We start from the raw sequence: 25,460 nt of genomic DNA, 5'->3' as shown, positions 1-25,460 counted from the left end.
TCCTGCAGTGTTGTGAAATACAGCGGTGTGATGGACGCTCAGCCTTCTGGCGGCGGCAGGACCTGCCACTGGAAGTCGTAGTCCCATTGATCGAAATAGAGATTGCCGCCCGCCCACTCGGCCTCGCCGCGCTGCGAGTCCACGGTTTCGGAGCGGAAGTGCCGCTTGGCCGGTACCAGCGGCTGCGCGTAATCGTCGTTGAAGGCGATGCGATAGGCGTCCAGCCCGCCGAAATAGAAATCGCGCACCGCCGGCACCGGGCTGTCCAGCGCGCCGGTGGTCACGTCCATCGGCACCCAGCCGTAGGGCGCCAGGTACAGCGCGCCCCAGTCGTGCAGGTTGCTGTAGCCGGTTTCGTTGTCCGAATACACCATGCCCGACTGCCAGCGCGCGGGTATGCCGTTCAGGCGCAGCAGGGCCATCAGCAGCAGCGTCTGCTGCCCGCAGTCGGCGTGGTTGGCGTGCAGCGCGTAATCGCTGATGTTGCCGATGGTCGAGTATTCGCGCGCGCCGCCCCAGGGGATGCGGTCGACCGCGTCGAACAGCCGGCGCGCGACCCGGTAGGGGTTGGTCTCCTCGCCCACCACGCGCCGCGAGAACTCGCGCAGCGCCGGGGTGAACACGATGTGCGGTGCGCGCTCGGCCAGGTAGGGCGCCAGCGCGGGATCGTCCGGGGTGGGCCGCACCGCGTCCGGGTCGATGGCGAAATGGCGCGCATGGACCGTGACTTCGTAGCTGACCGAGAACTCGGTCGGCGTGCCGGCCACCGCCTTGCGCTCCAGGTAGGCGGTGCGCTGCAGCGTCGCTTCCGGTGCGACCTGCGCGCCGGCCGGCACGCTGCCCAGCCAGCGGATGTCCTGCTGCTGGCCGGGGATGGCGCGCGGGTACGGAATCCAGGCGCGCACGGTCTCGCCGGCCGGTACCGCGTCGGCCTTGACCGTCAGCGACTGCGTCACCCGCACCCGCCGCGGCGCCACGCTGGTGGCGCCGGCCTGCGCGGCCTTGAGCACCTCGAGATGATGTGGCGTGACCACTTCGAACGGACCGGGTGCGGGCGGCTTGATCGCTGGCGAGCGCCGCGCGACCGCGGCGTCGCTGACGCGGAACAGGTTCGAGGGCGCGCGGTTGAACCAGCGGCGCTGGCCATCGATGTCCAGGTGTTCGATCAGCCCGGCGTCGTCCCAGGCGCGGAACTCGTCCTCGCGCAGGTCGGGAATGTAGCGGCGCACCGCGGCCATGGCGCGCTCGCGGTCCAGGCCGAAATCCAGGCGCATGCGGCGCATGCGCTCGCGCTGGAACAGGTACGCGTCGCGCTGCGCGTCGTCCAGCGCCGGCTGTTGCAGCGCAGCGTCGATCTGCGCGCCGGCGCCGGCGAAATCGCCGCGGTCCACGCGCGCGGCCAGCTGTTCCAGCGTATCGGCCGCGCCCGCGGTGCCCGAAAGCAGGCACAGCAGGCCCGCCATGAGCCGGTATCGGGCAGGCATGAAAGCGACTGGGACTTGGCGCGATGCTGGATCCACGGCAACACTTCCACGAACACGCGGGATAACGGTTGTGTAACACGCATGCGACAGTGGGTCAATAATTTATTCTTGATTTCATAGACGAAAGGAATAAGTATTCCGTTGCATCCAGAGGGAGCCCCCATGAACGCCATTCCCGTCCGACCCCGTCGCCGGCGCCTCGCCCGGGCCTGCTGGTCCTTCCTGATCGCCGCGCCGCTGTGCGCGGGCCCGGCCTTCGCGCTCGGCGCGGCCACCGCCTCGCCGCAGGACTACGCCGGCGTGATCGGCCTGCGCGAGGACTACCTGTCGGCCGCGCACTGGATCGCGCAGCTGTCCGATCCGGACCGGGTGATCCTCGACCGCGCCGGCATCGCCGCGCAGAACGCGCGCATGCGCCAGCTCGACGGCTCCATCCACGACCTGCGCGCGCTGCCGGCCACGCTGCCGCGCGGCTTCGTGCGCGAACAGATCGAGGCGATCTCGCGCCCGCCGACCCGCACCCTGTACGACGTGCAGGGCAAGGAAATCGGCGCCGCGCAGCTGCGCGCGGTCATCGACAACCTGGCGCTCGGGCGCATCGACGACAAGCGTCCACTGCAGTACGGTCTGGTCGTGCACCGCGCCGCGCTGCGCGCCTTCCCCACCGGGCTGCGCGCGTTCTCCAGCAACGACGACACCGACATCGACCGCTTCCAGGAATCGGCGCTGTTCCCCGGCGACGCGGTGGCGGTGCTGCATGAAAGCGCCGATGGCGACTGGCTGTTCGTGGCCAGCGAGCGTTACGTGGCCTGGGTGGAGAAACGCTTCGTCGGCATCGGCGACGCCGCGCAGGTGTTCGGCTACGGGGCCAGCGGCCCGCACCGGGTGATCACCGGCGCCACCGCCACCACCGCCCATACGCCGGAAGAGCCGCGCGTCTCGCGCCTGCAGCTGGACATGGGCGTGCGCGTGCCGGTGCTGGCCGACTGGCCGGCGCTGCGGCCGGTCAACGGCCAGCAGAGCCATGCCGCCTACGTCATCCAGTTGCCGGTACGCAACGACGACGGCAGCCTGGCGCTGGTGCCGGCGCTGCTGCCGCGCTCGCAGGACAGCAGCGACGACTACCTGGCGCTGACCCCGCGCAACCTGCTCGTCCAGGCCTTCAAGTTCCTCGGCGAACGCTACGGCTGGGGCCATTCCTACGACACCCGCGACTGCAGCGGCTTCGTCTCCGAGGTCTACCGCAGCTTCGGCGTGCTGCTGCCGCGCAATACCAGCGCGCAGGCGGTGAGCCCGGCGCTGGACCGCATCGCCTTCGGCGAGAAGGACGGCAAGGCCAGGCGCGAGGCGGCGGTGGACGCGCTGCAGGTCGGCGACCTGGTCTATATCCCGGGGCATGTGATGATGACCATCGGCCATGCCGACGGCATGGCCTGGATGATCCACGATACCTCCGGTGGCAGCTGGTTCGGCGCCGACGGCAAGCGGATTCCCGCCCACCTCAATGGCGTCTCGGTGACGCCGCTGCAGCCGATGATGGCCAGCGACACCGCCAGCTACGTCGACCGCATCACCAACATCCAGCGCATCCGCCCGCATACCGCCAAATGAAGATCACCGACATCGAACTGGGCATGCTGCGCGTGCCCCTGAAAACCCCGTTCAAGACCGCGCTGCGCACCGTCGAATCGGTCGAGGACATCGTGGTGCTGGTGCGCACCGACAGCGGCCATACCGGCTATGGCGAGGCGCCGGCCACCGCGGTGATCACCGGCGACACCCACGGCTCGATCATCGAGGCCATCAACAACTTCATCAAGCCGCGCCTGATCGGCGAGGACATCGCCAACCTCAACCGCATCTGCGGGCTGGTGCAGTCCTCGCTGGAACGCAACACCAGCGCCAAGGCGGCGGTCGAGATCGCCATCTACGACCTGTGGGCGCAGCTGCACGGCGCGCCGCTGTACCAGATGCTCGGCGGCGGCGACCCGGTGATCACCACCGACATCACCATCAGCGTGGACTACATCGACAAGATGGTGGCCGATTCGCTGTCGGCGATAGAGCGCGGCTTCGAGTCGCTGAAGATCAAGGTCGGCAAGGACATCGGGCTGGACATCGAGCGGGTCAAGGCGATCCACGCCGCGGTCGAGGGCCGCGCCCTGCTGCGCCTGGACGCCAACCAGGGCTGGACCGCCAAGCAGGCGGTCTACGCGATGAACGCGCTGGAGAACGCCGGCGTGGTGCTGGAACTGCTGGAGCAGCCGGTCAAGGCGGCCGACATCGACGGCATGAAGTACGTCACCGAGCGGGTCAATACGCCGGTGATGGCCGACGAGAGCGTGTTCGGCCCGCACCAGGTGTTCGACCTGATCCACCAGCGCGCGGCGGACATCATCAACATCAAGCTGATGAAGACCGGCGGCATTTCCAACGCGATCAAGGTCGCCGACATCGCCTCGCTGTACGGCATTCCCTGCATGATCGGGTGCATGCTCGAGTCGAGCATCAGCGTGGCCGCGGCGGTGCACCTGGCCGTGGCCAAGTCCGGCGCGATCACCAAGGTCGACCTGGACGGGCCGTCGCTGAGCCTGTTCAACCCGGTCAATGGCGGGGTGATCTTCAACGAGTCGGAGATCAGCATCACCGATGCGCCGGGGCTCGGCATCACCGAGGTGCGCGGGCTGGAGATGCTGAAGGCATGACCGGCATGGCGACGGCAACCGACCTTGTTGCTGTCGCACTCCCTGCCGGGTGGGCCGCATCCGGGGAGGCAGTGGGGAATGCTTCTGCCGTCGCTTCTGCCGTCGCTTCTGCCGTCGCTTCTGCCGTCGCTTCTGCCGTCGCTTCCGCCGTTGCCGTTGCCGTTGCCGTTGCCCGTGATTTTGCTCTTCGGCTTTTGACTTCCCCGGCCGTAGAGCGAGCCGAGCACCGCAGCGGGCCGAGGGGCGAAGAGGCGCACGTGTCTGAGCGAAGCGAGTTGTGCGCCGTCCCCTCGGCACGCGAGGAGCGCAGGGGACCGGCGGGCGCAGCCCGACGGATTGCGTCCCGGCCCATGTTTCTTTTGGCTACCTTTTCTTTGCACGAGCAAAGAAAAGTAGCTCGCACCCCGAAGGGGAGCGAAAGCCCTTGCTTCTGCCGCTGCCTGGGTCTTTGCCCTGGAAAGAAACAACAACCAGGCCAGAAGCTTGAAAGCAGAGCTTTCGCCCCTGCTTCGCAGGAGCGAGCTACTTTTCTTTGCTCGTGCAAAGAAAAGATAGCCAAAAGAAAGCACGCCCTGCCTCCGCGCCCGACGCGCTGCGCGCGCCGGGTCCACTCCGCCGGCGGGATTTTTCGACGAGACATCCCTGTCTCGTCGAAAAACGACGTGCATCCCTGCACGTCGCCCCTGCGGGGTCTTGTCCGCCAGCTCCGTCGCTGCGGAAGGGAACCCGGAAAGTCAAAAGCCGGAGCAACGGCCGAAGCCCAGTCAATAGCCCCGATATCCCTTCATTCCCGATATCGCGCTGCAAGGCCTTAACGCCTCCCTGAATTCCTTTTAGAGTCACCCCATCGCAGCCGACATCCCGCCCATGCCACCCCTGGTAAAAATCCGCTCCGAACGCGAACAGATGTCGGCGATCGAACGGCGCATCGCCGACTTCATCCTCGACAACGCCCACCTGCTGCGCGATTACTCGTCCCAGCAGCTGGCCAACGCCCTGGGCATCAGCCAGTCGAGCGTGGTCAAGTTCAGCCAGAAACTGGGGTTCAAGGGCTACCCGGACCTGAAGTATTCGGTCGGCGCGGCGGTGGCGCTGGCCAACAACAGCAACGGCGACGTCGCCGAATGGCCGCCGGAAAGCGACCCGCACGGCTACCTGCAGGTCGCCGAGGGCCTGCGCCGCAGCAAGGCCGCCGCCGAGGAGGAAACCCGCGTCGCCAACCCGCAGGAGGAGGTCGAGGCGGTGATCGCGCTGATCGACGCCGCGCCCAAGGTGTTCGTCTACGGGCTGGGCGATGATGGCCTGTACGCGCGCGAGTTCGCCATGCGGCTGGCGCTGCTGGGCATCCTCACCGTGCAGCACGCCGACCCGATCCTGATGACCGCCAACCTGTCGGCGGCGCGCCCCGGCGACGTGCTGCTGGTGTTCTCCGAGTTCGGCAAGCTGCCGCAGCTGTGGCAGCTCTCGCGCCAGTTCCAGGAGATGGGCGGCAAGGTGGTGTCGATCACCCGCCACACCGCCAACCCGCTGCGCGCGCACGCCGACGCCTCGCTGGCGATCTGCGCGCACGACCCGCAGCCGCCGGTCGCGCAACTGCTGTACCGTTGTTCGCTGCAGTACCTGCTGGACTTCGTGTTCGTGCTGCTGTGCCATGCCAACCCGGACCGCCAGCGCCAGCTGGCGTTGAACCAGGAACGCATCCAGCAGCTGATCGACAACTGATTGCCGGAGCCGCCGCCATGTCCTCCCTGTTCCGTTCCCTCGCCCGGTGCCTGCTGCCGTCGCTGTCCGCGATGGCGCTGGTCGGCGCCACCTCGGCCGCGCCGCCGGCCACGCCGGTGCACGATGCGCGCCAGCTGGTGGTCGTCACCACGCCGTCGTGGGACACGCCGTCGGGCCGCCTGCAGGCCTACGAACGCACCGCGCAGGGCTGGAAGCCGCAGGGCGCCGCATTCGACGTGGCGCTCGGCCGCAACGGCAGCGCCTGGGGGTTGGGCGTGCATCCGGCACAGCAGGACGGCCCGCAGAAGCGCGAGGGCGACGGCCGCAGCCCGGCCGGCGTGTTCGGCATCGGCGAAGCCTTCGGCTACGCGCCGCGCATCGACAGCGCCCTGCCCTACCAGCCGATGCTGGCCACCAGCTACTGCATGGATGTGCCCGATTCACCGCTGTACAACCGCATCGTCGACGCCGAGGTGGTGGGCAGCGAGGCGGTGGAAGGTTCCAGCGAGCCGATGCGGCTGGACCTGCACAACAAGGGCGACCGCCGCTACCGCGAGGGCTTCGTGATCGAGCACAACCCGAAGGCCCAACCCGGCCAGGGCAGCTGCATCTTCGCCCACCTGTGGCGGCAGAGCGGCGAGGCGACGGCCGGCTGCACCGCGATGGAACCGGCGCGCATGGAGGCCCTGCTCGGCTGGCTGGACCCGGCGGCGCATCCGTTGTTCGTGCTGCTGCCCGAGGCGGAGTACGCGCGCCTGCAGCAAAGCTGGGGCCTGCCAGTGCAGCATCCGCAGGCCGCTCATTGACCCTTTTCTTTTCCCTTCTCCCTCCGGGAGAAGGTGCCCCAAAGGGGCGGATGAGGGTGCGGGCGAAGCCTCGCCATGTTCGATTGCATGAGGCTCCGCCCGTACCCTCACCCCCAACCCCTCTCCCGGAGGGAGAGGGGCTTTGAACCCCGGTCGCGACTCACCTCGCTCCTACAACCTCCTCTGGCCTTCCATGACCACAACCACCCGACGCTTCCGGCTCTCCGCTCCCGTCAAAGTGCTGATCTCGCTGCTGGTCGGCGCGGTGGTCGGCCTGGCGCTCACCCACCATGACCCGGTGCTCGCGCTGCAGGTCGCCGAGTTCGCGCGGCCCATCGGCCGGCTGTGGCTCAACGCGCTGCAGATGACGGTGGTGCCGCTGGTCACTGCGCTGGTGATCGTCGGCGTCAACACCGCCAGCAACGCCGCCGCGTCCGGTCGCACCGCACGCAACGCGATCCTGGTGTTCATCGTGCTGCTGGTGGCCGCGGCCAGCTTCTCGGCGGTGATAACCCCCGCGCTGCTGGGGCTGGTGCCGCACGACAGCGCCACCATGCAGACCTTCCGCGCCGCCCTGCACGCGCCGGAAACGCTGTCCAAGGCGCCCACCGCCGCGCAGTGGATCTCCTCGCTGATCCCCAGCAACGTGCTGGCCGTGGCCTCGGCCAACGCGATGCTGCCGCTGGTGGTGTTCGCGATGTTCTTCGGCTTCGCGCTGAGCCGCCAGGACGCCGAACGCCGCGACCGCATCCTGGAGATCATCAAGATCGTCGGCGACACCATGATCACCATCGTGCGCTGGGTGCTGTGGGCCGCGCCGCTGGGCGTGTTCGCGCTGGTGCTGGTGGTCTGCGCCGAGGTCGGCATGAGCGTGCTCGGCATCCTCGGCTACTACATCCTGCTGATGTGCGTGGTCTACATCCTGATCACCCTGCTGCTGTACGTGGTGGCGGTACTGGCCGCGCGCGAGGGCCTGCGCCGCTTCGCCGCCGCGCTGGTGCCGGTGCAGGTCATCGCCGGCAGCACGCAGTCGTCGCTGGCCTCGCTGCCGGCGATGATCGACAGCGCGCGCAACCGGCTGGGCTATCCCGCCGCGCTGACCTCGCTGGTGCTGCCGATGGCAGTGTCGCTGTTCCGCGTGACCAGCCCGGCGCAGTACATCGCCGTGGCCAGCTTCATCGCCTGGCTGTACGGCATCGACATCACCTTCTCGCAGTACGCGGTGGCGGTGCTGCTGGCCGCGGCCATCAGCATGGGCTCCACCGGCCTGCCGGGCCAGGCCAACTTCATGACCAACAACATGCCGGTCACGCAGAGCATGGGCCTGCCGGTGGAACCGCTGGGCGTGCTGCTGGCGGTGGACACGATTCCCGACGTGTTCTGCACCATCGGCAACACCACCGGCGACATGACCGCCACCTCGATCGTCGCCAAACGCATGGGCACGCCCGAGGAAGTGTGAAACCAACCGTAGGAGCGGCTTCAGCCGCGACGGGGCTTTCACGCAGCTCTGGGCACCGGGGACTGCACGCTCAATGGATGGGAATCCAACGGGAAAGCCTCATCGCGGCTGAAGCCGCTCCTACCGTGAGTGACGGCGGGCGGCCTTTCCCGCGCTTGCCGACTTCGCCTATGGTGGGATCCTTGCCGCATTCACCCGGAGGACGTGCCATGCCCCGCCCGCTGCTGCTCTGTCTGGCCCTTGGCCTGACGCCCGCCCTGTTCACCACCGCCTGCGCCGCGGACCCCGCCGCCGAGGCGGCGGTCAAGCCGGCGCAATGGCCGTTCGCCGCTACCGAGGTGGCCCGTTTCGACGAGCCGTGGGCGATGGCCTTCCTGCCCGACCGCAGCCTGCTGGTCACCGAGAAGGCCGGCAAGCTGGTCCATTTCGATCCGGCCAGCGGCCGCCGCCATGAGATCGCCGGGGTGCCGACGGTGGCCTATGGCGGCCAGGGCGGCTTCGGCGACGTGGCCGTGCATCCGCATTTCGCCCACAACGGGCTGGTCTATTACAGCTATGCCGAGCCCGGCGGGAAGGACACCCGCGGCGCCGCGGTGGCGCGCGCGAAACTGGTGCTCGACGCCGACGGCGGCGGCCGCCTGGTCGACGCGCAGGTGATCTGGCGGCAGACGCCGAAGGTGAGCGGCAACGGCCACTACGGGCACCGGCTGCTGTTCGGACCGGACGGCAAGCTGTGGATCAGTTCCAGCGAGCGGCAGAAGTTCGATCCGGCGCAGGACATGGGCGGCAACCTCGGCAAGATCATCCGCCTCAATGACGACGGCAGCGTGCCGGCCGACAACCCCTTCGCGGCGCAGGGTTCGCCCGCCGACCAGGTGTGGTCGCTCGGCCACCGCAACATCCTCGGCCTGGCCTTCGACGCGCGCGGGCGGCTGTGGGAAAACGAGATGGGTCCCAAGGGCGGCGACGAGCTGAACCTGATCCAGCGCGGCGGCAACTACGGTTACCCGCTGGTCTCCAACGGCGACCACTACGACGGCCGCGACATTCCCGACCACGACACCCGGCCGGAGTTCGTCGCGCCCAAGGTCAGCTGGACGCCGGTGATCTCCCCGTCCAGCCTGGTCATCTATGACGGCGCGCTGTTCCCGCAGTGGCGCGGCAACGCCTTCATCGGCGGCCTCTCGTCGCAGTCGCTGGTACGCATCGCCTTCGACGGCGACAGCGCGCGCGAGGCCGGGCGCTTCGACATGGGCAAGCGCATCCGCGCGGTGGCGCAGGGCCCGGACGGCGCGCTGTGGCTGCTGGAGGATGGCAGCAACGCTCGGCTGCTCAAGCTGACGCCGCGCGCCCTGTAACGCATTGCAGGAGCGCACTCGTAGGAGCGCACTTCAGTGCGCGACGGGGCTTTGCCGGGAGAGCTTCATCGCGCACTGAAGTGCGCTCCTACGGTTTCCGGCGCATGCGCAGGTGCAGGCCGATGGCCTGCACCAGGCCGTAGCAGACCAGGGCGGCAGCCAGGCCCAGGGTCAGCGGGCTGGCGTTGGCCGCGCCGGGCGCCATGCTCTGGCTGAAGGCGCCGTCCTGCCAGCGCCAGGCCAGCCGCGCGACCAGCAGCAGCGACAAGGCGCCGCCGATCCACGGATTGGGCGTGTAGCCGGGCCGGCCTTCGCGCTGATCGAAGCGCGTGTGCTTCAGCGCGAACCATGCCAGCGCGATGCCGGCCAGCGCACCCACGGCCATGCCGGCGGCCACGTGCGGCACGAAGGCCGCGGCCAGTCCAAGCATCGCCGCCACCAGCGCCAGGATCACGATGCGCGCCAGAGTGCGGCGCGGCTGCCAGGGCTGCCAGCCGAAATGGCGGCGGAGCCGGCGGTAGTACATCCAGCCGAAACCGGCGGTCATCAGCCACGGCAGGTAGGTGGGCATCGGGGCAGGCATCGGCAGGTCTCCGACAGGCGCAGCCAAAGCATCGCATGCCCGCCGCCGGCATCAAGATGCCGGTCGCCATCCCGGCCCGGCAGCAGGCCGGAAATACGAGGTCAGGGCGCCAGCAGTTCGAACCGCACCGGCTCGCCGCTCGCCGACGAAGCGCATACCCACAGGTCGAACAGGCCCGGCTCGGCGGCGAACACGCCTTCGCCGTTGGTGAAGGCCAGCTGCCCGCGGTCGAGCCGGAACACCACGTCCTTCGCCTCGCCCGGCGCCAGCAGGATCTTCTCGAACGCCTTGAGCTCGCGCACCGGGCGCACGCGGCTGGCGACGCGGTCGTGCACGTACAGCTGCACCACTTCCTCGGCGGCCACCATGCCGGTGTTGGTGACGGTGGTGGTGACCACCAGTTCGCCGTCCCACTCCAGCTGCGGCGTGCCCAGGCGCGGCGCGCCGTAGGCGAACGTGCTGTAGCCCAGGCCATGGCCGAAGGCATACAACGGCGCGTCGGGAATCTCGCGCCAGCGCGCCTTGAACTCGGACATCTCCGGCAGTTCCGGGCGTCCGGTGCGCGGGTGGTTGTAGAAGTACGGCTGCTGCCCGGAGTGCTGCGGAAAACTCACCGGCAGCCGACCGGACGGGCTGTAAGCGCCGAACAGCACGTCGGCCACGGCGTGGCCGGTCTGGGTGCCGAGGAACCAGGTCACCGCGATGGCCTGCGCCTCGCGCACCGCGCCGTGCAGCGCGAGCGCGCGGCCGTTGCGCAGCAGCACCACGAGCGGCGTGCCGGTGGCGGCGACCGCCTCGGCCAGGGCCTGCTGCGCCGGCGGCAGCACGATCTCCACCCGCGACTGCGCCTCGCCGCTGTAACGCTGCGGCTCGCCCAGCGCCAGCACCGCCACGTCGGCGCGCCGCGCCGCGGCCACCGCTGCCTCGATGCCGCCTTCCAACGCCTCTTCCAACGCGCAGCCGGGCACCACCTCCAGCAGCGCGTCGTCGTCCAGCGCCGCGCGCACGCCCGCTTCCAGCGTCACGTAGCGCGCCTTGTCGCCGAACAGCGTCCAGCAGCCTTCGATGTTGTCGCGGTCCTGCGCGAACGGACCGATCAGCGCGATCTTCTGCCCGGCCCTGCGCAGCGGCAGCAGCGCACCCTCGTTCTTCAGCAGCACGATCGAACGCCGCGCCGCGTCGCGGGCCAGCGCGTCATGCGCGGCGATGTGCGACGCATCGGCCTCGCGCGCCGGGTCCAGCGAGCGGTAGGGATCGTCGAACAGGCCGATGGCCTCCTTCAGGCGCAGGATGCGGCGCACCGATTCATCCAGCACCGCCACCGGCACCTGCCCGCTTTCCACCAGCCCGGGCAGGTGCGCGGCGTAGAAGCCACTCTGCATGCTCAGGTCCAGGCCGGCGCTGAACGCCTTGCAGGTCGCGTCCACCTCGTCGGCGGCATAACCGTGGGCGATCAGCTCCATGTCGGCGGTGTAGTCGGAAACCACCACGCCGTCGAAGCCCCACTGCCCGCGCAGCAGGTCGGTCAGCAGCCAGCGGTTGGCGCTGGCCGGCACGCCGTTGATGTCGTTGAAGGCGCTCATCAGCGCGCGCGCGCCGGCCGCCAGCGCGGCCTTGAACGGCGGCAGGTGCACGTCGTGCAGGGTCTGCGGCGAGATGTCCACCGGCGCGTATTCCATGCCGGCGGCGACCGCGCCGTACGCGGCGAAGTGCTTGGGCGTGGCCAGCAGCGAATCGGCGGCGGCCAGGTCCCCGCCCTGGAAACCGCGCACGCGCGCGGCGGCGAAGGCGCAGCCCAGCACCACGTCCTCGCCGGCCGATTCGGCGCCGCGGCCCCAGCGCTGGTCGCGGGCGATGTCCACCGCCGGCGCGTAGGTCCAGTGGATGCCGGCGGCGGTGGCTTCGATGGCGGTCGCGCGGGCGGTGCGCTCGGCCAGCGCGGGCTCGAAGCTGGCCGCCTCGCCCAGCGGGATCGGGAACACCGTGCGCATGCCGTGGATCACGTCGGCGGCCAGCGCCACGGGGATGCCGAGCCGGCTCTCCTCCACCGCCACGCGCTGGATTTCCCGGCCCTGCGCCGCGCCGACGCCGTTGAACAGGCAGCCCACGCGGCCAGCGCGCACCTGCTCCAGCACCTGCCCGGCGTTGCGCACGTTGGCGTCGGGATTCACATCCGGCGCGAACGGGCGGACCATGTCGGCGAAAACCCCCAACTGGCCCACCTTTTCTTCCAGGGTCATGCGGGCGATCAGGGATTCGATGCGGTCTGCCACCGGCGGTCCTTGTATGGAAACGCTTGCAAAGCGCGGATTCTAGCGCCGTCGTCGTGAAGCCCGGAAAGCCGGCCCGGCCCGCGCACCGCTAGGCGGACGCCGGCCCGCCGCGCATCGCCATCAGCATCGCGTCGCTGGATTCCTGGAATACGCGCAGGCCGAATTCGGGCAGGATCGCCAGCAGGTGGTCAAACACGTCCGACTGCGTGGCCTCGTACTGCACCCAGGCCACCGACGCGGTGAAGCAGTAGACCTCCAGCGGCAGGCCCTGCGGCGTCGGCGCCAGCTGCCGCACCATCAGGGTCATGCCCTGGTGGATGCCCGGATGGCTGCGCAGGTAACGCTCGACATAGGCGCGGAAGGTGCCCAGGTTGGTCATCCGGCGCGCGTTGACCTCTTCCGGATGCGCCTGCGCCACCTGCGCGTTCCACTGTTCCAGCTCGGCGCGCTTGCCGGCCAGGTAGTCGTCGAGCAGGCCGAACCGGTCCAGCCGCGCCAGCGCCGCCGCGTCGAGGAACTGCACGCTGTGCTGGTCCAGGAAAATCGAGCGTTTGATGCGCCGCCCGCCCGATTCCTGCATGCCGCGCCAGTTCTTGAACGACTCGGTGACCAGCTTCTTGGTCGGGATGGTGGTGATGGTCTTGTCCCAGTTCTGCACCGTCACCGTATGCAGGGCGATGTCGATCACGTCGCCATCGGCGTTCTGGCTGGGCATCTCGATCCAGTCGCCGATGCGCACGCGGCCGTCGCCGCTGATCTGCACGCTGGCCACCAGCGACAGGATGGTGTCCTGGAAGATCAGCATCAGCACCGCGGTGGCCGCGCCCAGGCCGGTGACCAGGTAGCGCAGGTCCACGCCGGCCAGGGTGGCGACGATGGACAGGCCGGCGATCACGAAGATCACGATCTTCGCCACCTGCAGGTAGCCCTTGATCGGCTTGTTGCGGGCGTCAGGACGCCGCTCGTAGAGGTCGTTGGCCGCATCCAGCGCGTGCGACACCGCCAGCGCCACGGTCAGCACCGCCCAGGCCTGGCAGGCGCCGACGACGAAGGCCACCACGCCCGGCGGCAGGTCCGGCACCACCCGGATGCCGGCGGCGATCACCTGGCTGGGCACCACGTTGGAGAGCCGCGCGATCACCCGCATCAGGTGGCTGCCGCGCCCGGTCTCGGCGCCGGGCAGGCGGCTGAGCAGCCGGCGCAGGCCACGCAGCAGGATGCGTTTGGTGACCCAGTTGGCCAGCGCCGCGGCGACCAGCAGGGCCGAAATCATCAGTGCCAGATAGGCGCCGGGATAGGGTTCCAGTGTGTTCTGCAACCGCTCGAGCCACTGTACCGCCACCACCGCATCCACCATCCGTCGTCTCCTGTGTGTTTCCGTCGTTCTTGAAATCGCCGGCCGCCGGCCGGCACTGCCGCGTCAGGCCCGTTCGCGCTCGATGACCACGCCCACCGCGCGCGCGCCGCGCACCGCGCCGGGCTTGCTCAGTTTCAGGCGCAGCCAGCGCACGTCGAATTCATCCAGCACGATCCCCGCGCAGCGCTCGGCCAGGGTTTCCACCAGGCCGAAATCCGATTCGCGCACGTATTCCTGCAGGCGCTTGCTGACCGCCTTGTAGTTGAGCGTATCGGCAATGTCGTCGGTCGCCGCCGGCCTGCGGTTGTCGAAACCCATCTCCAGGTCGAACACCAGGGTCTGGCGGATGCGCCGCTCCCAGTCGTAGATGCCGATCAGGGCGTCGATCTCGAGCCCTTCGATGAATACCTTGTCCATGTATGAAGCGGGGAACCGGGATTGGGGAACAGGGAATGTTACGTGTTGGCGCGTAAAGGGAAGTGGAGAGCGGCCGATCCGGCGGGAAGCACCCACGCGCCGATTCCAGGACCGGAACGGCGCGCGAACATCGCGCACTCGCCGCGATCAGGCACTTCCCGCTTCCTGTTTCCCCTTCCCTGCCGCCACCGGCGGCAGTGTGGCCATGTCCCAGCGCGGCACCACCTTCACTTCGGCCGGGCTGTGCTGGCCGGCCTGCAGGCGCAGCGCGCCGGCGAAGGCGATCATCGCGCCGTTGTCGGTGCACAGCGCCGGACGCGGGAAGCACACGCGGCCGCCGCGACGCTGCGCGGCGTCCTGCAGCCTGGCGCGCAGGCGCTTGTTGGCGCCGACGCCGCCGGCCACCACCAGCACGTCGCAGCCAGCCGCCTCCAGCGCGCGTTCGCACTTGATCGCCAGCGTATCGACCACCGCATCCTCGAAGCCGCGCGCGATGTCGGCGCGGGTCTGCTCGCTCTGGTCGCTGTCGCGCCAGGCCAGCAGCACCTGGGTCTTGAGACCCGAGAAACTGAAATCCAACCCCGGCCGGTCGGTCATCGGCCGGGCGAACCGGAACCGCCCCGGCGTGCCGGCCTCGGCCAGCCGAGCCAGCTGCGGGCCGCCCGGGTACGGCAGGCCCATCAGCTTGGCGGTCTTGTCGAAGGCCTCGCCGGCGGCGTCGTCCAGGGTCTCGCCCAGCAGGCGGTAGCTGCCGATCGCATCCACCGCGATCAGCTGGGTGTGCCCGCCGGAAACCAGCAGCGCCACGAACGGCGGCTCCGGCGGGTCGTCCTCCATCAGCGGCGCCAGCAGGTGGCCTTCCATGTGGTGCACGCCGATGGCCGGCACGTCCAGCGCCCAGGCCAGCGAACGCGCCACGCCGGCGCCGACCAGCAGCGCGCCGACCAGCCCGGGGCCGGCGGTATAGGCCACGCCGTCGATCTCGGACACGGCGATGCCGGCCTCGTCCAGGGTCTGCCGGATCAGCGGCAGGGTCTTGCGCACGTGGTCGCGGCTGGCCAGTTCCGGCACCACGCCGCCGTATTCGGCATGCAGTGCGATCTGGCTGTAGACCGCATGGGCGCGCAGGGCGTCGACGCCGGACAGCGCGGTGTCGTACACCGCCACGCCGGTCTCGTCGCAGGAGGATTCGATACCAAGGACTTTCATGCCGGTATTGTGAACCCCAAGGCGCGCGTTTACGAACCGCGGCGGCGGTCGCGGGCGCCTCCGGACGTCCCTCCGCCCGGCCCCGCCCGTCGGCATCGCGGCCGACTTCCTGCCACGGCGCCAGCGACCAGGCGGCTGACCCAAAGGCCATGGCAGGCCGCTCCCCTCGGCCCGGCCAGCCGGGCCCACTTGCGCCCGGATTCAAAGCGGCTATAATGCGCGGCTCACCGGGCGTGACCCGGTCTCACTGTGTTCCGGAGATTCCATGCCCAGCGTCAAAGTCCGCGAGAACGAACCTTTCGAGTTTGCGCTCCGCCGCTTCAAGCGCACCTGCGAAAAGGCCGGCGTGCTGGCCGAGACCCGCAAGCGCGAGTTCTACGAAAAGCCGACCCAGGAACGCAAGCGCAAGGCCGCTGCTGCCGTGAAGCGCCAGCTGCGTCGTTCCTCGCGCGACGTCACCAAGCGTCAGCGCCTGTACTGATCGGACGCAGCTCCTGAGCGGGGGCTTCGGCCTTCCGTAACGGGAGTGAAAGCCGGCACGCGCGAGCGTAGCCGGCTTTTTGCGTTCCCGCGCCCCGTGCGCACCCCGCATTCAGATCCCGCAAGAGGTGATCCATGAGCCTGAAACAGCAACTGACCGAAGACATGAAGGCCGCCATGAAGGGCGGCGACAAGCACTCCCTCGGCGTGATCCGCCTGATCAACGCGGCGATCAAGCAGAAGGAAGTCGATGAGCGCATCGAGCTGGACGATGCCGCCGTGATCGCCGTGCTGGACAAGATGGTCAAGCAGCGCAAGGACTCGGTGAGCCAGTACGAGGCCGCCAACCGCGAGGACCTGGCCAAGGTCGAGCGCGACGAGATCGTGGTGATCGAGCGCTACCTGCCGGCCAAGATGGGCGAGGCCGAGATCCTGGCCGCGATCAACGCCGCCATCGCGCAGACCGGCGCCAGCAGTGCGGCCGACATGGGCAAGCTGATGGGCGTGCTCAAGCCGCTGCTGGCCGGCCAGGCCGACATGGGCCTGGTGTCCAAGCTGGTCAAGCAGGCCCTGGCCGGCTGATCCGCCGCCGCTCCTGCCGGACGCCATCGCGCCCGGCAGGAGCGCATCCATCACGGTCCTCTCCGGGACGGCGTGCGATCCTGCCTGCCATGGCGCCCCTGTCACCGGACATGAAGCACCGCCTGGAGCGGTTGCAGCAGAGCCTGCCGGCTGCCCTGGTCCGCCGCTTCAGCGAAGCGGACGTGATGACCCAGGCGGCCTCGCTGGCGTTCTACACCCTGCTCTCGCTGGCCCCGCTGCTGGTGCTGCTGCTGTGGCTGACCGCCTCGCTGTACCCGCCCGCGCAGCAGGCGCTGGTCGGCCAGATCGGCGACCTGGCCGGCAGCAGCGTCGCGGACGTGGCCGACACGGTCATCGCCAACGCCAGCGCGCGGCCCGATCTGGGCTCGCTGGCCGGCGTCTGGAGCCTGCTGCTGCTGTTCGTCGGCGCCACAGTGGTGTTCGCCCAGCTGCAGGGCGCGCTGAACCGGATCTTCCGCGCCGACCTGCAGCGTTTCGACGGCGTGCTCGGCTGGCTGAAGAAGCGCATCTTCTCCGCCGGCGTAGTGCTGGCGCTGGGTTTCCTGCTGATCGTGTCGATGGTCGCCACCACCGCCCTGCAGGTGGTGTTCGCGCACCTGCCCTCGCTGCTGCCGGCGGTGGGCTATGTGTCCACGCTGGTACTCTACGCGCTGGGCTTCGCCTTCCTCTACCACTACCTGCCCGACCGGCCGGTGGCGTGGCCGCAGGCCTTCGGCGGCGGCGCGATCACCGCGGTGCTGTTCACCCTGGGCCGCTACGGCATCGGCCTGTACATCGCCAACGCCGCGCCCGGCAGCGCCTACGGCTCGATGGGCACGCTGGTGATCATGCTGGTGTGGGTGTACTACGCCAGCGTGGTGTTCTTCGCCGGCGCCCTGGTCACCGCGGTCATCGACGAACGCGCGCACCCGCGGGCGCCGCAGGCCGCCTGACGGCGCCCGCGGAGGAGACGCCATCCGTTCCGGTGCCGGGCCTCTAGTACACTTGCCGCACACTTCGCCATGTACCGCTGCCGGCGGTGCTCCACTTTCCCGCATGGCCCGAATCCCCGACGCGTTCATCGACGACCTGCTCGCCCGCTCCGACATTGTCGAAGTGGTCGGCTCGCGCGTGCCGCTCAAGCGCCAGGGCAAGGAATACGCGGCGCGCTGCCCGTTCCACGACGAACGCTCGGCCTCGTTCACCGTCTCGCCGACCAAGCAGTTCTACCACTGCTTCGGCTGCGGCGCGCACGGCACCGCGATCAGCTTCCTGATGAACTACGACCGCCTCGAGTTCCTCGACGCGGTGGAGGAACTGGCCAAGCGCGCCGGCATGGAAGTGCCGCGCGATACCAACCCGCGCAGCCCGCAGCAGCAGGACGACAGTCGCGACCTGTACTCCGCGCTCGATGCCGCCACCCGCTTCTTCCAGAAGCAGCTGGAAGGCAGCGACAAGGCGCGGGCCTACCTCGACGGCCGCGGCGTCGACGCCGACACCCGCGCGCGCTTCTCCATCGGCTACGCGCCGGACGGCTACAGCGCGCTGAAGGACGCACTGGGCAAGGACGAGCGGCGCATGAAGCTGCTCGAGCGCGTCGGCCTGTTCTCAAAGAACGACCGCGGCCACGTCTACGACAAGTTCCGCGACCGGGTGATGTTCCCGATCTTCGACCGCCGTGGCCGCGTCATCGCCTTCGGCGGCCGGGTCATGGAAAAGGACGACGGCCCCAAGTACCTCAACTCGCCCGAGACCGCGCTGTTCCACAAGGGCCGCGAGCTGTACGGCCTGTGGCAGGTGCGCCAGGCCAACCAGAAGATCGAGCGGCTGATCGTGGTCGAAGGCTACATGGACGTGGTCAGCCTGTTCCAGTTCGGCGTCACCCAGGCGGTGGCGACGCTGGGCACGGCGACCACGCCGGACCACGCCGAGCTGCTGTTCCGCAACGCGCCGGACGTTTACTTCTGCTTCGACGGCGACAACGCCGGGCGCAAGGCCGGCTGGCGCGCGCTGGAGTCGGTGCTGCCGCGGATGAAGGACGGGCGCCAGGCGTTCTTCCTGTTCCTGCCCGACGGCGAGGACCCGGACACCATCGTGCGCAAGGAAGGCGCCGAAGCCTTCGACGCGCGCCTGAAGCAGGCCACGCCGCTGTCGCAGTTCTTCTTCGACGAACTCACCCGCGAGATCAACCTGGGCACGCTCGACGGCAAGGCGCGCCTGGCCGAGCGCGCGAAGCCGATGCTGGCGCAGATTCCCGACGGCGCCTTCGGCGACCTGATGAAGCAGGAGCTGCAGCGCCTGACCGGCGTGGGCCGCGTGCCCGCCGGCAACGCGCCGGCCGCCGCGCCCATGCGCCGCGCACCGGTCGCGCCGGTGCAGAAACGCAGCCTGGTGCGCGCGGCCATCGCCCTCCTGCTGCAGCAGCCTTCGCTGGCGCTGAGCCTGGAGGGCCACCACGCCATCGCCGGCCTGCGCCTGCCCGGCATCGAACTGCTGCTGGAACTGCTGGAACTGGTGCAGCAGCGCCCGGACATCAGCACCGGCGCGCTGCTGCAGCATTTCGACGGCCGCGAGGAACAGGCCGCGCTGCACCGCCTGGCGGCCGTGGCCCTGCCCGGCGACGAGGCCAGTTGGACCCAGGAGCTGCACGACGCCATCGTGCAGCTGGAAAAGCAGCTGCTGCAGCAGCGCCTGGACGAGCTGCAGGCCAAGCAGCGCCAGCAGGGCCTGGACGAAACCGACAAATACGAACTGCGCGAGCTGCTCAAGACACGCGCGACCATGCGCTGACGCGCGAACGGAGGAGCGATGAACCCGTACCTGCCGAAACTGCTGTTCCTGCTGCTGGCCGGCGCCAGCGCCGCGGACGCCGCCGAACATGCCCTCAAGCAACCGCGCCCGGGGCTGTTCACCAGCGGCCAACCCAGCGCGCAGCAGCTGCGCGAAGCCGCGCGGGCCGGCGTCACCACCGTGATCGACCTGCGCATGCCGCAGGAGGAGCGTGGCTACGACGAAGCCGCCACTGCCGAAAAGCTGGGTCTGCGCTACGTGCGCCTGCCCATCGACGGCGCTGGCGGCATCAGCGAGGCCAATGCGCGCACGCTCGACCGCCTGCTACGCCAGGACACCGGAACCACGCTGCTGCATTGCGCCTCGGGCAACCGCGCCGGCGCGCTGCTGGCGCTGGCGCAGGCGCGCGTGCATGGCGCCTCCCCCGATGCCGCCCTGCAGTTCGGCCGCGACGCCGGCCTGACCTCGCTGGAACCGGCCGTGCGCGCGGCGCTGGAGACCCCCACCAAGCCCTGAGCCCGGCTTCCTGCCCACAAGGACACCCCCACCGATGACCCGCTGGTGGTCGCGCCTGCGACCGGACAACTTCACCCTCGCCCTGCTCGCCACCGTGGCCCTGGCCACCGTGCTGCCGATGACCGGCAACGCCGCGCGCGGACTGGACCGCTTCACCGATTTCGCCATCGCCGCGCTGTTCTTCCTGCACGGCGCGCGCCTGCCGCGCGAATCCATCGTCGCCGGCATGCTGCACTGGCGCCTGCACCTGGTCATCCTGGCCTGCACGTTCGTGCTGTTCCCGCTGCTGGGGCTGGCATTCAAGCCGCTGGCCGGCTGGGCGCTCACCCCCGACCTCTACATCGGCGTGCTGTTCCTGTGCGCACTGCCGTCCACCGTGCAGTCGTCCATCGCCTTCACTTCGATGGCCGGTGGCAACATCCCGGCGGCGGTCTGCGCGGCCTCGCTGTCGAGCATCCTCGGCGTGTTCCTGACCCCGCTGCTGATGGGCCTGCTGGCCGGCAGCCAGGGCGGCATGGCCGATCCGCTGCACGCGGTCGGCGCGATCATGCTGCAGCTGCTGGTGCCCTTCGTCGCCGGCCACCTGCTGCGGCCGTGGATCGCGCGCTGGGTGGAGCGGCAGCGCGCGCTGCTGCGTTATACCGACCAGGGCACGGTGCTGCTGGTGGTCTATGGCGCGTTCGGCGAATCGGTGGTCGAAGGCCTGTGGCGCAAGACGCCGGTGGGCTCGCTGCTCGCCGCCGCGCTGGTGGCCGTGGTGCTGCTGGCCATCGCCATGCCCGGCATCACCTGGCTGGCGCGGCGCCTGGGCGTCAGCCGCGAGGACGAGATTCCCATCGTGTTCTGCGGCTCCAAGAAGAGCCTGGCCACCGGCGTGCCGATCGCCAAGGTGCTGTTCGCCGGCGGCAGCCTCGGCGCGATCGTGCTGCCGATCATGATCTACCACCAGCTCCAGCTGATCGTCTGCGCGGTGGTGGCGCAGCGTTATGCGCGCCGCGCCCCGTAGCTGCGGGGCTTGCCCCGCAGGAGGCGTTCCCGGTGAAGCTTCGTGCGGGGCGAGCCCCGCACCTGCGGCGCAGGCCCGGCCTCAAAGCCAGGGCAGCAGCCAGTGGTCCACCAGCAGGAAGGCGAACAGCGCCATCAGGTAGACCACCGAGTAGCCGAACATCTGCATGTTGAACATCTCGTCCGGCGGGTCCTGCATCTTCCACGCGTACCACAGGAACACCAGGTTCAGCACGGTGGCGCCGCCGAGGTAGAACACGCCGCTCATGCCCAGCGCCACCGGCAACAGGGTCACCACCACCAGCACCACCGAATAGAACAGGATCTGCCGGCGGGTATGCGGCACGCCGTGGGTGACCGGCAGCATCGGCACCGCGGCCTTGGCGTAGTCGGCGCGGCGGAAGATCGCCAGCGCCCAGAAATGCGGCGGCGTCCAGACGAAGATGATCAGCACCAGCAGCGAGGCGTAGGCCCAGTCCGACGCGCCCTGCATGCCGGTGATCGCCGCCCAGCCCAGCAGCGGCGGCGTGGCGCCGGCCAGGCCGCCGATGACGATGTTCTGCGAGGTCGCGTGCTTGAGGTACACGGTGTAGACCACCGCGTAGCCGATCAGCGAGGCGAAGGTCAGCACCGCGGTGATCACGTTCACCCACAGCACCAGGATGGTCATCGACAGCGCGGCGAGCGCGGCGGCGAACACCAGCACCTGCCGCGAGGACACCTTGCCGACCACCAGCGGGCGCCACGAGGTGCGCGCCATGTTGGCGTCGATGCGCGCGTCCAGCAGCTGGTTGATCGCTGCGGCGGCCGCCGCCGCCAGCCAGATGCCGATGAAGCCCACCGCGCCGGTCGCCGCCTGCGCGGCGGTCGGCCAGCCGGGGATCGCCAGGAACATGCCCACCAGCGCGGTGAACACGATCAGGGCCACCACCTTGGGCTTGGTCAGGTCCCAGTAATCGCGCAACGTCGTACTCATCGGCTCACTCCGGGGCACGCAGCCGCGCCAGCAGCGAGACCAGCACGAACAGCAGCAGCACGGCGCCGCCGTTGTGCATCACCGCCACCGCCAGCGGCAGGGCGAGCTTGACGTTGAGCACGCCCAGCGTGGCCTGCAACAACACCAGCAGGCCCAGCGCGCTGGCCCAGCCGCGCATGCCCGGCAGGCGGAACATGCGCGCCGACAGCACCAGCAGGTACAGGGCGACGACAACGGCCATCATCCGGTGCGCCATCTGGATGGCGATGCGCGAGGCGCCGTCGAGCACGCCGCCTTCGTAGTCCACGCCGATGCCGCGCCACAGGGTGAAACCCTCGGCGTAGTTCTGCGGTGGCCACCACTGGCTCACGCAGCGCGGGAAGTTGTCCAGCGAGGCGCTGCCGCCGCCGCAGGCCAGCGCGGCGTAGTTGGCGCTCACCCAGCCGCCCAGCGCGATCTGCAGCACCAGCAGCGCCAGCCCGGCGCGCAGCCACCAGCGCAGGCGCGGCGCCTGCGCCAGGGTGATGGGCAGGTGCGTGGCCTTCCACGCCATCCACACCAGCAGGCCGAACATCAGCATGCCGCCGAGCAGGTGGCCCATCACCACGATGGGCTTGAGCAGCCAGGTCACCGTCCACATGCCGAGCAGCGCCTGGAAGACGACCACCGCCAGGGTCAGCACCGCCGCGCGCGACAGGTCGATGTTGGACCAGCGCAGCGCCGCCAGCAGCAGGATCGCCTCGCCGCCGATGGCCAGCACGCTGGAGGCGACATGCTCGCCGCGCATGTACAGGGGTATGGCCAGCGCCACCAGCACCGAGGCCGTGACCACCTGCGCCACGCCCCAACGGTGGCGGCGCGCGGCCAGCAGCGCCAGGGTCAGGATCTCCACGCCCAGCAGGCCGGCCAGGAAACGATGCACCTGCTCGCGCCAGGCCTTGTGGCTTTCCAGCGGGCGGATCTCGCTGGCCACGTGCTGGGCGGCTTCCACCTGGGTCTGCGGCCAGGTGACGCGGCCGTAGCAGGTCGGCCAGTCCGGGCAGCTCAGGCCGGCGTCGGACAGGCGCACGAACGAGCCGAACATGATCGTGCTCGCGGTCATGATCAGCGCGAACCACGCCAGGCGGTGGAAATTGCGGTGCAGCGCCGGGCGCGCGGGGGCATTCATCGGATGGAACTCACTTCAGTTTCAACAGCCTGGAAAGGTCGGTGCGCAGGCCGCCCGGGTCGAAGCCGGGCGCATAGCGCAGTACCACGAAGCCGTTGGGATCGATCACGTACACGGGGATGCCGGCGGGGTCATCCACCCCCGGCAGCTTCGCCCGGAACGCCGGCGAGGCCTGCAGCACCTTCAGCGCCGGCGAGGCCGCCACCTGCGCGGGCGGCGTGCCCAGCCACAATATCTCGACATTATCCGCGTTATGGCCGAACAGCTGCCACACCGTGTGCAGCTGCTGCGACAAAGTGACGCAGGCCGGCGCGCAGTCGACCGCCGGCGCCAGCACGATGCGCCAGTGGCGCGCAGTCGGATTCCAAGCGTAGGGGCTGCCATCGGCCAGCTGCAGGCGTTCCTGGCGCAGGTCCACCGGCGGCTCGAACAGCTGCCCATGGTTGCGGTTCACCTGCGGCATCCAACCGGAAAAACGCAGGATGCCGGCCAGCGCCATCGAGCCGAAGAACATGGCGAAGATCAGCAGCAGCACGCGGCGGCCGCGCTTGCGGATGGCGAGCTGTTCCGGAGTAAGGGCATTCATGTGCGGCATTTTCCCATGGCTTGGCGTTCAGCGCCCGCGGCGGCGGCGCCAGTGCAGTACGAAGGCGATCACCAGCACCGCCAGCGCCATGGCGAACCATTGCACCGCATAGCCAAGGTGGCGCGAGGGCGGCAGCGTGTTGGGCAGCAGGTCCAGGTCGCGGGTGTAGCCCAGCGGTGCGGCCGGATCGAGCCGCAGCACATGCACCGGAAGCGCGTCGGCCGGAAGCCCCAGGTTCGCGGCGATGGCCGGGAAATCCAGGCGCGTGGCCAGCCATACCCGTGGCTGCGGTGTCCCGGTCAGCGCCGGTCCCAGCGCCAGGCCGGGCGACGGCGGTGGCGCCCACAGCCCTTCCACGTCGATCCCGCCCTGCAGCGGCGCGATGCGCGGCAGCTGGCGGTCGGCCGGCAGGGGCAGCCAGCCCAGATCGACCAGCACAACGGCGGCCTGCGCGCGCGCGGCCTGGTACACCTTCAGGCCGGCGCGGCCATCGCGCAGCTGGTTGTCCAGCAGCACCGTGGCAGGCAGGAACTCGAGCCGGTCATGCACCCAGTGCAGCGTGTCCGGCGTGCGCAGCGCCTGCGCCAATGCCATCGCCTCGCTGCGGTCCGGCGGCACCTGCGCCAGCAGCGCCTGCTTCTCGTGCATGCGCTGCAACTGCCAGGCACCCAGCGCGCTGAACATGGCGACGACCGCGAGCGCCAGCAGCCAGCCGAACAGACCCGTGTGCTGTCGCGTCATGACAACTGCGCCGCGAGCAGGTGAGATAGCAGCGCCTTCCCACTCCTCGAGCCGTGCATGAATGATTCGCTGAAGACACTGCTGGTGATCGCGTTCCTGATCGTCATCGTCTGGAATCTTGGCGCCGGGCTGTACTACCTGATGATCGACCGTGGCCAGACCAAGCGCACGGTCAATGCGCTGACGCGGCGCATCGTGCTGTCGGTGGTGCTGATCCTGCTGATCGTCCTGGGCATCTACAGCGGCTGGATCAAGCCGCATGGCGTCGGCGGCTGAAACCTGGCAGGTGCCCTCAAAGCAATCAGGGAGCGGCGTACCGGGACGCGATCCCGATGCCCCGCTCCCTGTTTTTTCCCGTCGCTTACAGCACGTAGACGAACAGGAACAGCATCAGCCACACCACGTCGACGAAGTGCCAGTACCACGCTGCGGCCTCGAAGCCGAAGTGGTTGTCGCGGGTGAAGTGGCCCTTGGCCGAACGCAGCCACATGACGATCAGCATGATCGTGCCCAGCAGCACATGCGCGCCGTGGAAGCCGGTGAGCATGAAGAACGTCGAACCGTAGATGCCCGAGCCCAGGGTGAGGTTGAGCTCGCCGTAGGCGTGCATGTATTCCTCGGCCTGGAAGAACAGGAACACGCAGCCCAGCAGCACCGTGGCGCCCAGCCAGATCAGCAGCTGCTTGCGGTTGCCGGCCTTGAGCGCGTGGTGGGCGATGGTCAGGGTCGCTCCGGAAGTCAGCAGGATCAGCGTATTGACCAGCGGCAGGCCCCAGGCCGGGATGGTCTGGAACATGCCGCCGATGCCGCCCGGGCCGTTGGTCGGCCATGCGGCCGAATAGCCGTCCCACAGGATCTCGTTGGTCGCCACGCCGTGGCCTTCGCCGCCCAGCCAGGCCAGGCCGTAGACACGGGTGTAGAACAGCGCGCCGAAGAAGGCACCGAAGAACATCACTTCCGAGAAGATGAACCAGATCATGCCCATGCGGAACGAGCCGTCGACCTGGCGGTTGTAGTTGCCACCGACCGACTCGCGGATCACGTCGCCGAACCACAGGAACAGGGTGAACACCAGCATCGCCAGGCCGATGAAGAAGGTCCAGCGGCCCCAGCTGGCGTCGTTGAGCCAGCTGGCCACTCCGACCATCAGCACCAGCATGGAGATCGAGCCGACGAAGGGCCAGCGGCTCTGGCTCGGCACGAAGTAGACGTTGGCATCAGGCGTGTTGTGGGCCATGGC

At 69.3% G+C, this 25,460-nt stretch carries 24 protein-coding genes; 13 read left to right on the top strand and 11 right to left on the bottom strand.

Annotated elements, in window-relative coordinates:
• Positions 1–38 precede the first annotated feature (38 nt).
• Complete coding sequence (locus ABTV91_RS04135) at positions 39–1,520, bottom strand: transglutaminase-like domain-containing protein (protein WP_433853358.1); 1,482 nt, start codon at positions 1,518–1,520, stop codon at positions 39–41.
• Between the two features lie 126 nt (positions 1,521–1,646).
• On the opposite strand from ABTV91_RS04135, the gene ABTV91_RS04130 reads away from it, so the two are divergent.
• The 6 genes from ABTV91_RS04130 to ABTV91_RS04105 all read left to right on the top strand — a co-directional run bounded on the left by ABTV91_RS04130 (position 1,647) and on the right by ABTV91_RS04105 (position 9,537).
• Positions 1,647–3,095 carry an SH3 domain-containing protein gene (locus ABTV91_RS04130; RefSeq protein ID WP_433853357.1) on the top strand — a complete coding sequence of 483 codons (1,449 nt, stop codon included), beginning with the start codon at positions 1,647–1,649 and terminating at the stop codon, positions 3,093–3,095.
• A complete protein-coding gene (locus tag ABTV91_RS04125; protein WP_433853356.1) occupies positions 3,092–4,189 on the top strand; it encodes a dipeptide epimerase in 1,098 nt (365 codons plus the stop codon). The genes ABTV91_RS04130 and ABTV91_RS04125 overlap by 4 nt, the downstream gene beginning before the upstream one ends.
• A gap of 867 nt (positions 4,190–5,056) precedes the next feature.
• The gene (locus tag ABTV91_RS04120) at positions 5,057–5,911 is read left to right on the top strand and encodes a MurR/RpiR family transcriptional regulator (protein ID WP_433853355.1); all 855 of its coding nucleotides are present in this window, start codon (positions 5,057–5,059) and stop codon (positions 5,909–5,911) included.
• Positions 5,912–5,928: 17 nt separating this feature from the next.
• The gene (locus tag ABTV91_RS04115) at positions 5,929–6,717 is read left to right on the top strand and encodes a L,D-transpeptidase family protein (RefSeq protein ID WP_433853354.1); all 789 of its coding nucleotides are present in this window, start codon (positions 5,929–5,931) and stop codon (positions 6,715–6,717) included.
• A 193-nt stretch (positions 6,718–6,910) separates the two neighbouring features.
• A complete protein-coding gene (locus ABTV91_RS04110) occupies positions 6,911–8,179 on the top strand; it encodes a dicarboxylate/amino acid:cation symporter (protein WP_433853353.1) in 1,269 nt (422 codons plus the stop codon).
• A gap of 209 nt (positions 8,180–8,388) precedes the next feature.
• Positions 8,389–9,537 (top strand): PQQ-dependent sugar dehydrogenase, encoded by a 1,149-nt coding sequence (locus tag ABTV91_RS04105; RefSeq protein ID WP_433853352.1) that lies wholly within the window; start codon positions 8,389–8,391, stop codon positions 9,535–9,537.
• Positions 9,538–9,625: 88 nt separating this feature from the next.
• Here the strand turns inward: ABTV91_RS04105 and ABTV91_RS04100 are convergent, their stop codons facing one another.
• From ABTV91_RS04100 to tsaD, 5 genes are all read right to left on the bottom strand, one after another.
• A complete protein-coding gene (locus ABTV91_RS04100) occupies positions 9,626–10,120 on the bottom strand; it encodes a hypothetical protein (RefSeq protein ID WP_433853351.1) in 495 nt (164 codons plus the stop codon).
• 101 nt (positions 10,121–10,221) lie between these two features.
• Positions 10,222–12,360: a glycoside hydrolase family 3 N-terminal domain-containing protein gene (locus ABTV91_RS04095; RefSeq protein ID WP_433854113.1), complete on the bottom strand. Its 2,139-nt coding sequence runs from the start codon at positions 12,358–12,360 to the stop codon at positions 10,222–10,224.
• 121 nt (positions 12,361–12,481) lie between these two features.
• Positions 12,482–13,750 carry a mechanosensitive ion channel family protein gene (locus tag ABTV91_RS04090; protein WP_433853350.1) on the bottom strand — a complete coding sequence of 423 codons (1,269 nt, stop codon included), beginning with the start codon at positions 13,748–13,750 and terminating at the stop codon, positions 12,482–12,484.
• 63 nt (positions 13,751–13,813) lie between these two features.
• Positions 13,814–14,167 carry a dihydroneopterin aldolase gene (gene folB / locus ABTV91_RS04085; RefSeq protein ID WP_433853349.1) on the bottom strand — a complete coding sequence of 118 codons (354 nt, stop codon included), beginning with the start codon at positions 14,165–14,167 and terminating at the stop codon, positions 13,814–13,816.
• 147 nt (positions 14,168–14,314) lie between these two features.
• Positions 14,315–15,376, bottom strand: coding sequence for a tRNA (adenosine(37)-N6)-threonylcarbamoyltransferase complex transferase subunit TsaD (gene tsaD / locus ABTV91_RS04080; protein ID WP_433853348.1), 1,062 nt, complete (start codon positions 15,374–15,376; stop codon positions 14,315–14,317).
• 265 nt (positions 15,377–15,641) lie between these two features.
• On the opposite strand from tsaD, the gene rpsU reads away from it, so the two are divergent.
• The 6 genes from rpsU (at position 15,642) to ABTV91_RS04050 (ending at position 20,750) form a co-directional block, all read left to right on the top strand.
• Complete coding sequence (gene rpsU / locus ABTV91_RS04075; RefSeq protein ID WP_002808376.1) at positions 15,642–15,857, top strand: 30S ribosomal protein S21; 216 nt, start codon at positions 15,642–15,644, stop codon at positions 15,855–15,857.
• A gap of 134 nt (positions 15,858–15,991) precedes the next feature.
• Entirely contained in the window at positions 15,992–16,438 is a 447-nt protein-coding gene (locus ABTV91_RS04070) for a GatB/YqeY domain-containing protein (RefSeq protein ID WP_433853347.1), read from the top strand.
• A gap of 89 nt (positions 16,439–16,527) precedes the next feature.
• Complete coding sequence (locus tag ABTV91_RS04065; RefSeq protein WP_433853346.1) at positions 16,528–17,391, top strand: YihY/virulence factor BrkB family protein; 864 nt, start codon at positions 16,528–16,530, stop codon at positions 17,389–17,391.
• Positions 17,392–17,494: 103 nt separating this feature from the next.
• Positions 17,495–19,228 carry a DNA primase gene (gene dnaG, locus ABTV91_RS04060; protein ID WP_433853345.1) on the top strand — a complete coding sequence of 578 codons (1,734 nt, stop codon included), beginning with the start codon at positions 17,495–17,497 and terminating at the stop codon, positions 19,226–19,228.
• 18 nt (positions 19,229–19,246) lie between these two features.
• Entirely contained in the window at positions 19,247–19,744 is a 498-nt protein-coding gene (locus ABTV91_RS04055; protein WP_433853344.1) for a beta-lactamase hydrolase domain-containing protein, read from the top strand.
• Positions 19,745–19,778: 34 nt separating this feature from the next.
• On the top strand, positions 19,779–20,750 hold the full coding sequence (locus ABTV91_RS04050; protein WP_433853343.1) for a bile acid:sodium symporter family protein: 972 nt from the start codon (positions 19,779–19,781) through the stop codon (positions 20,748–20,750).
• 81 nt (positions 20,751–20,831) lie between these two features.
• Here ABTV91_RS04050 and cyoE read toward each other — a convergent pair whose 3' ends face one another.
• Genes cyoE through ABTV91_RS04030 form a run of 4 tightly spaced genes read right to left on the bottom strand, consistent with a single transcriptional unit; the run spans position 20,832 to position 24,220 of the window.
• A complete protein-coding gene (gene cyoE, locus ABTV91_RS04045; protein WP_433853342.1) occupies positions 20,832–21,725 on the bottom strand; it encodes a heme o synthase in 894 nt (297 codons plus the stop codon).
• A 4-nt stretch (positions 21,726–21,729) separates the two neighbouring features.
• On the bottom strand, positions 21,730–22,893 hold the full coding sequence (locus ABTV91_RS04040; RefSeq protein WP_433853341.1) for a COX15/CtaA family protein: 1,164 nt from the start codon (positions 22,891–22,893) through the stop codon (positions 21,730–21,732).
• Between the two features lie 10 nt (positions 22,894–22,903).
• Positions 22,904–23,479 carry a hypothetical protein gene (locus ABTV91_RS04035; RefSeq protein WP_433853340.1) on the bottom strand — a complete coding sequence of 192 codons (576 nt, stop codon included), beginning with the start codon at positions 23,477–23,479 and terminating at the stop codon, positions 22,904–22,906.
• A gap of 27 nt (positions 23,480–23,506) precedes the next feature.
• The gene (locus ABTV91_RS04030; protein ID WP_433853339.1) at positions 23,507–24,220 is read right to left on the bottom strand and encodes an SURF1 family protein; all 714 of its coding nucleotides are present in this window, start codon (positions 24,218–24,220) and stop codon (positions 23,507–23,509) included.
• A gap of 57 nt (positions 24,221–24,277) precedes the next feature.
• Between ABTV91_RS04030 and ABTV91_RS04025 the strand changes: the two genes are divergently transcribed.
• Positions 24,278–24,496, top strand: a complete 219-nt coding sequence (locus ABTV91_RS04025) for a twin transmembrane helix small protein (protein ID WP_433853338.1) — start codon at positions 24,278–24,280, stop codon at positions 24,494–24,496.
• An 85-nt stretch (positions 24,497–24,581) separates the two neighbouring features.
• On the opposite strand, the gene ABTV91_RS04020 is transcribed toward ABTV91_RS04025, so the two are convergent.
• Positions 24,582–25,457: a cytochrome c oxidase subunit 3 gene (locus ABTV91_RS04020; RefSeq protein ID WP_433853337.1), complete on the bottom strand. Its 876-nt coding sequence runs from the start codon at positions 25,455–25,457 to the stop codon at positions 24,582–24,584.
• Positions 25,458–25,460 lie beyond the last annotated feature (3 nt).

This window comes from Stenotrophomonas nitritireducens (assembly GCF_050984405.1).
Classification (GTDB): Bacteria; Pseudomonadota; Gammaproteobacteria; order Xanthomonadales; family Xanthomonadaceae; genus Stenotrophomonas; species Stenotrophomonas nitritireducens_B.
The sequence above is the reverse complement of the archived record's forward strand: the minus strand, read 5'-3'. Positions and strand labels throughout refer to the sequence as shown.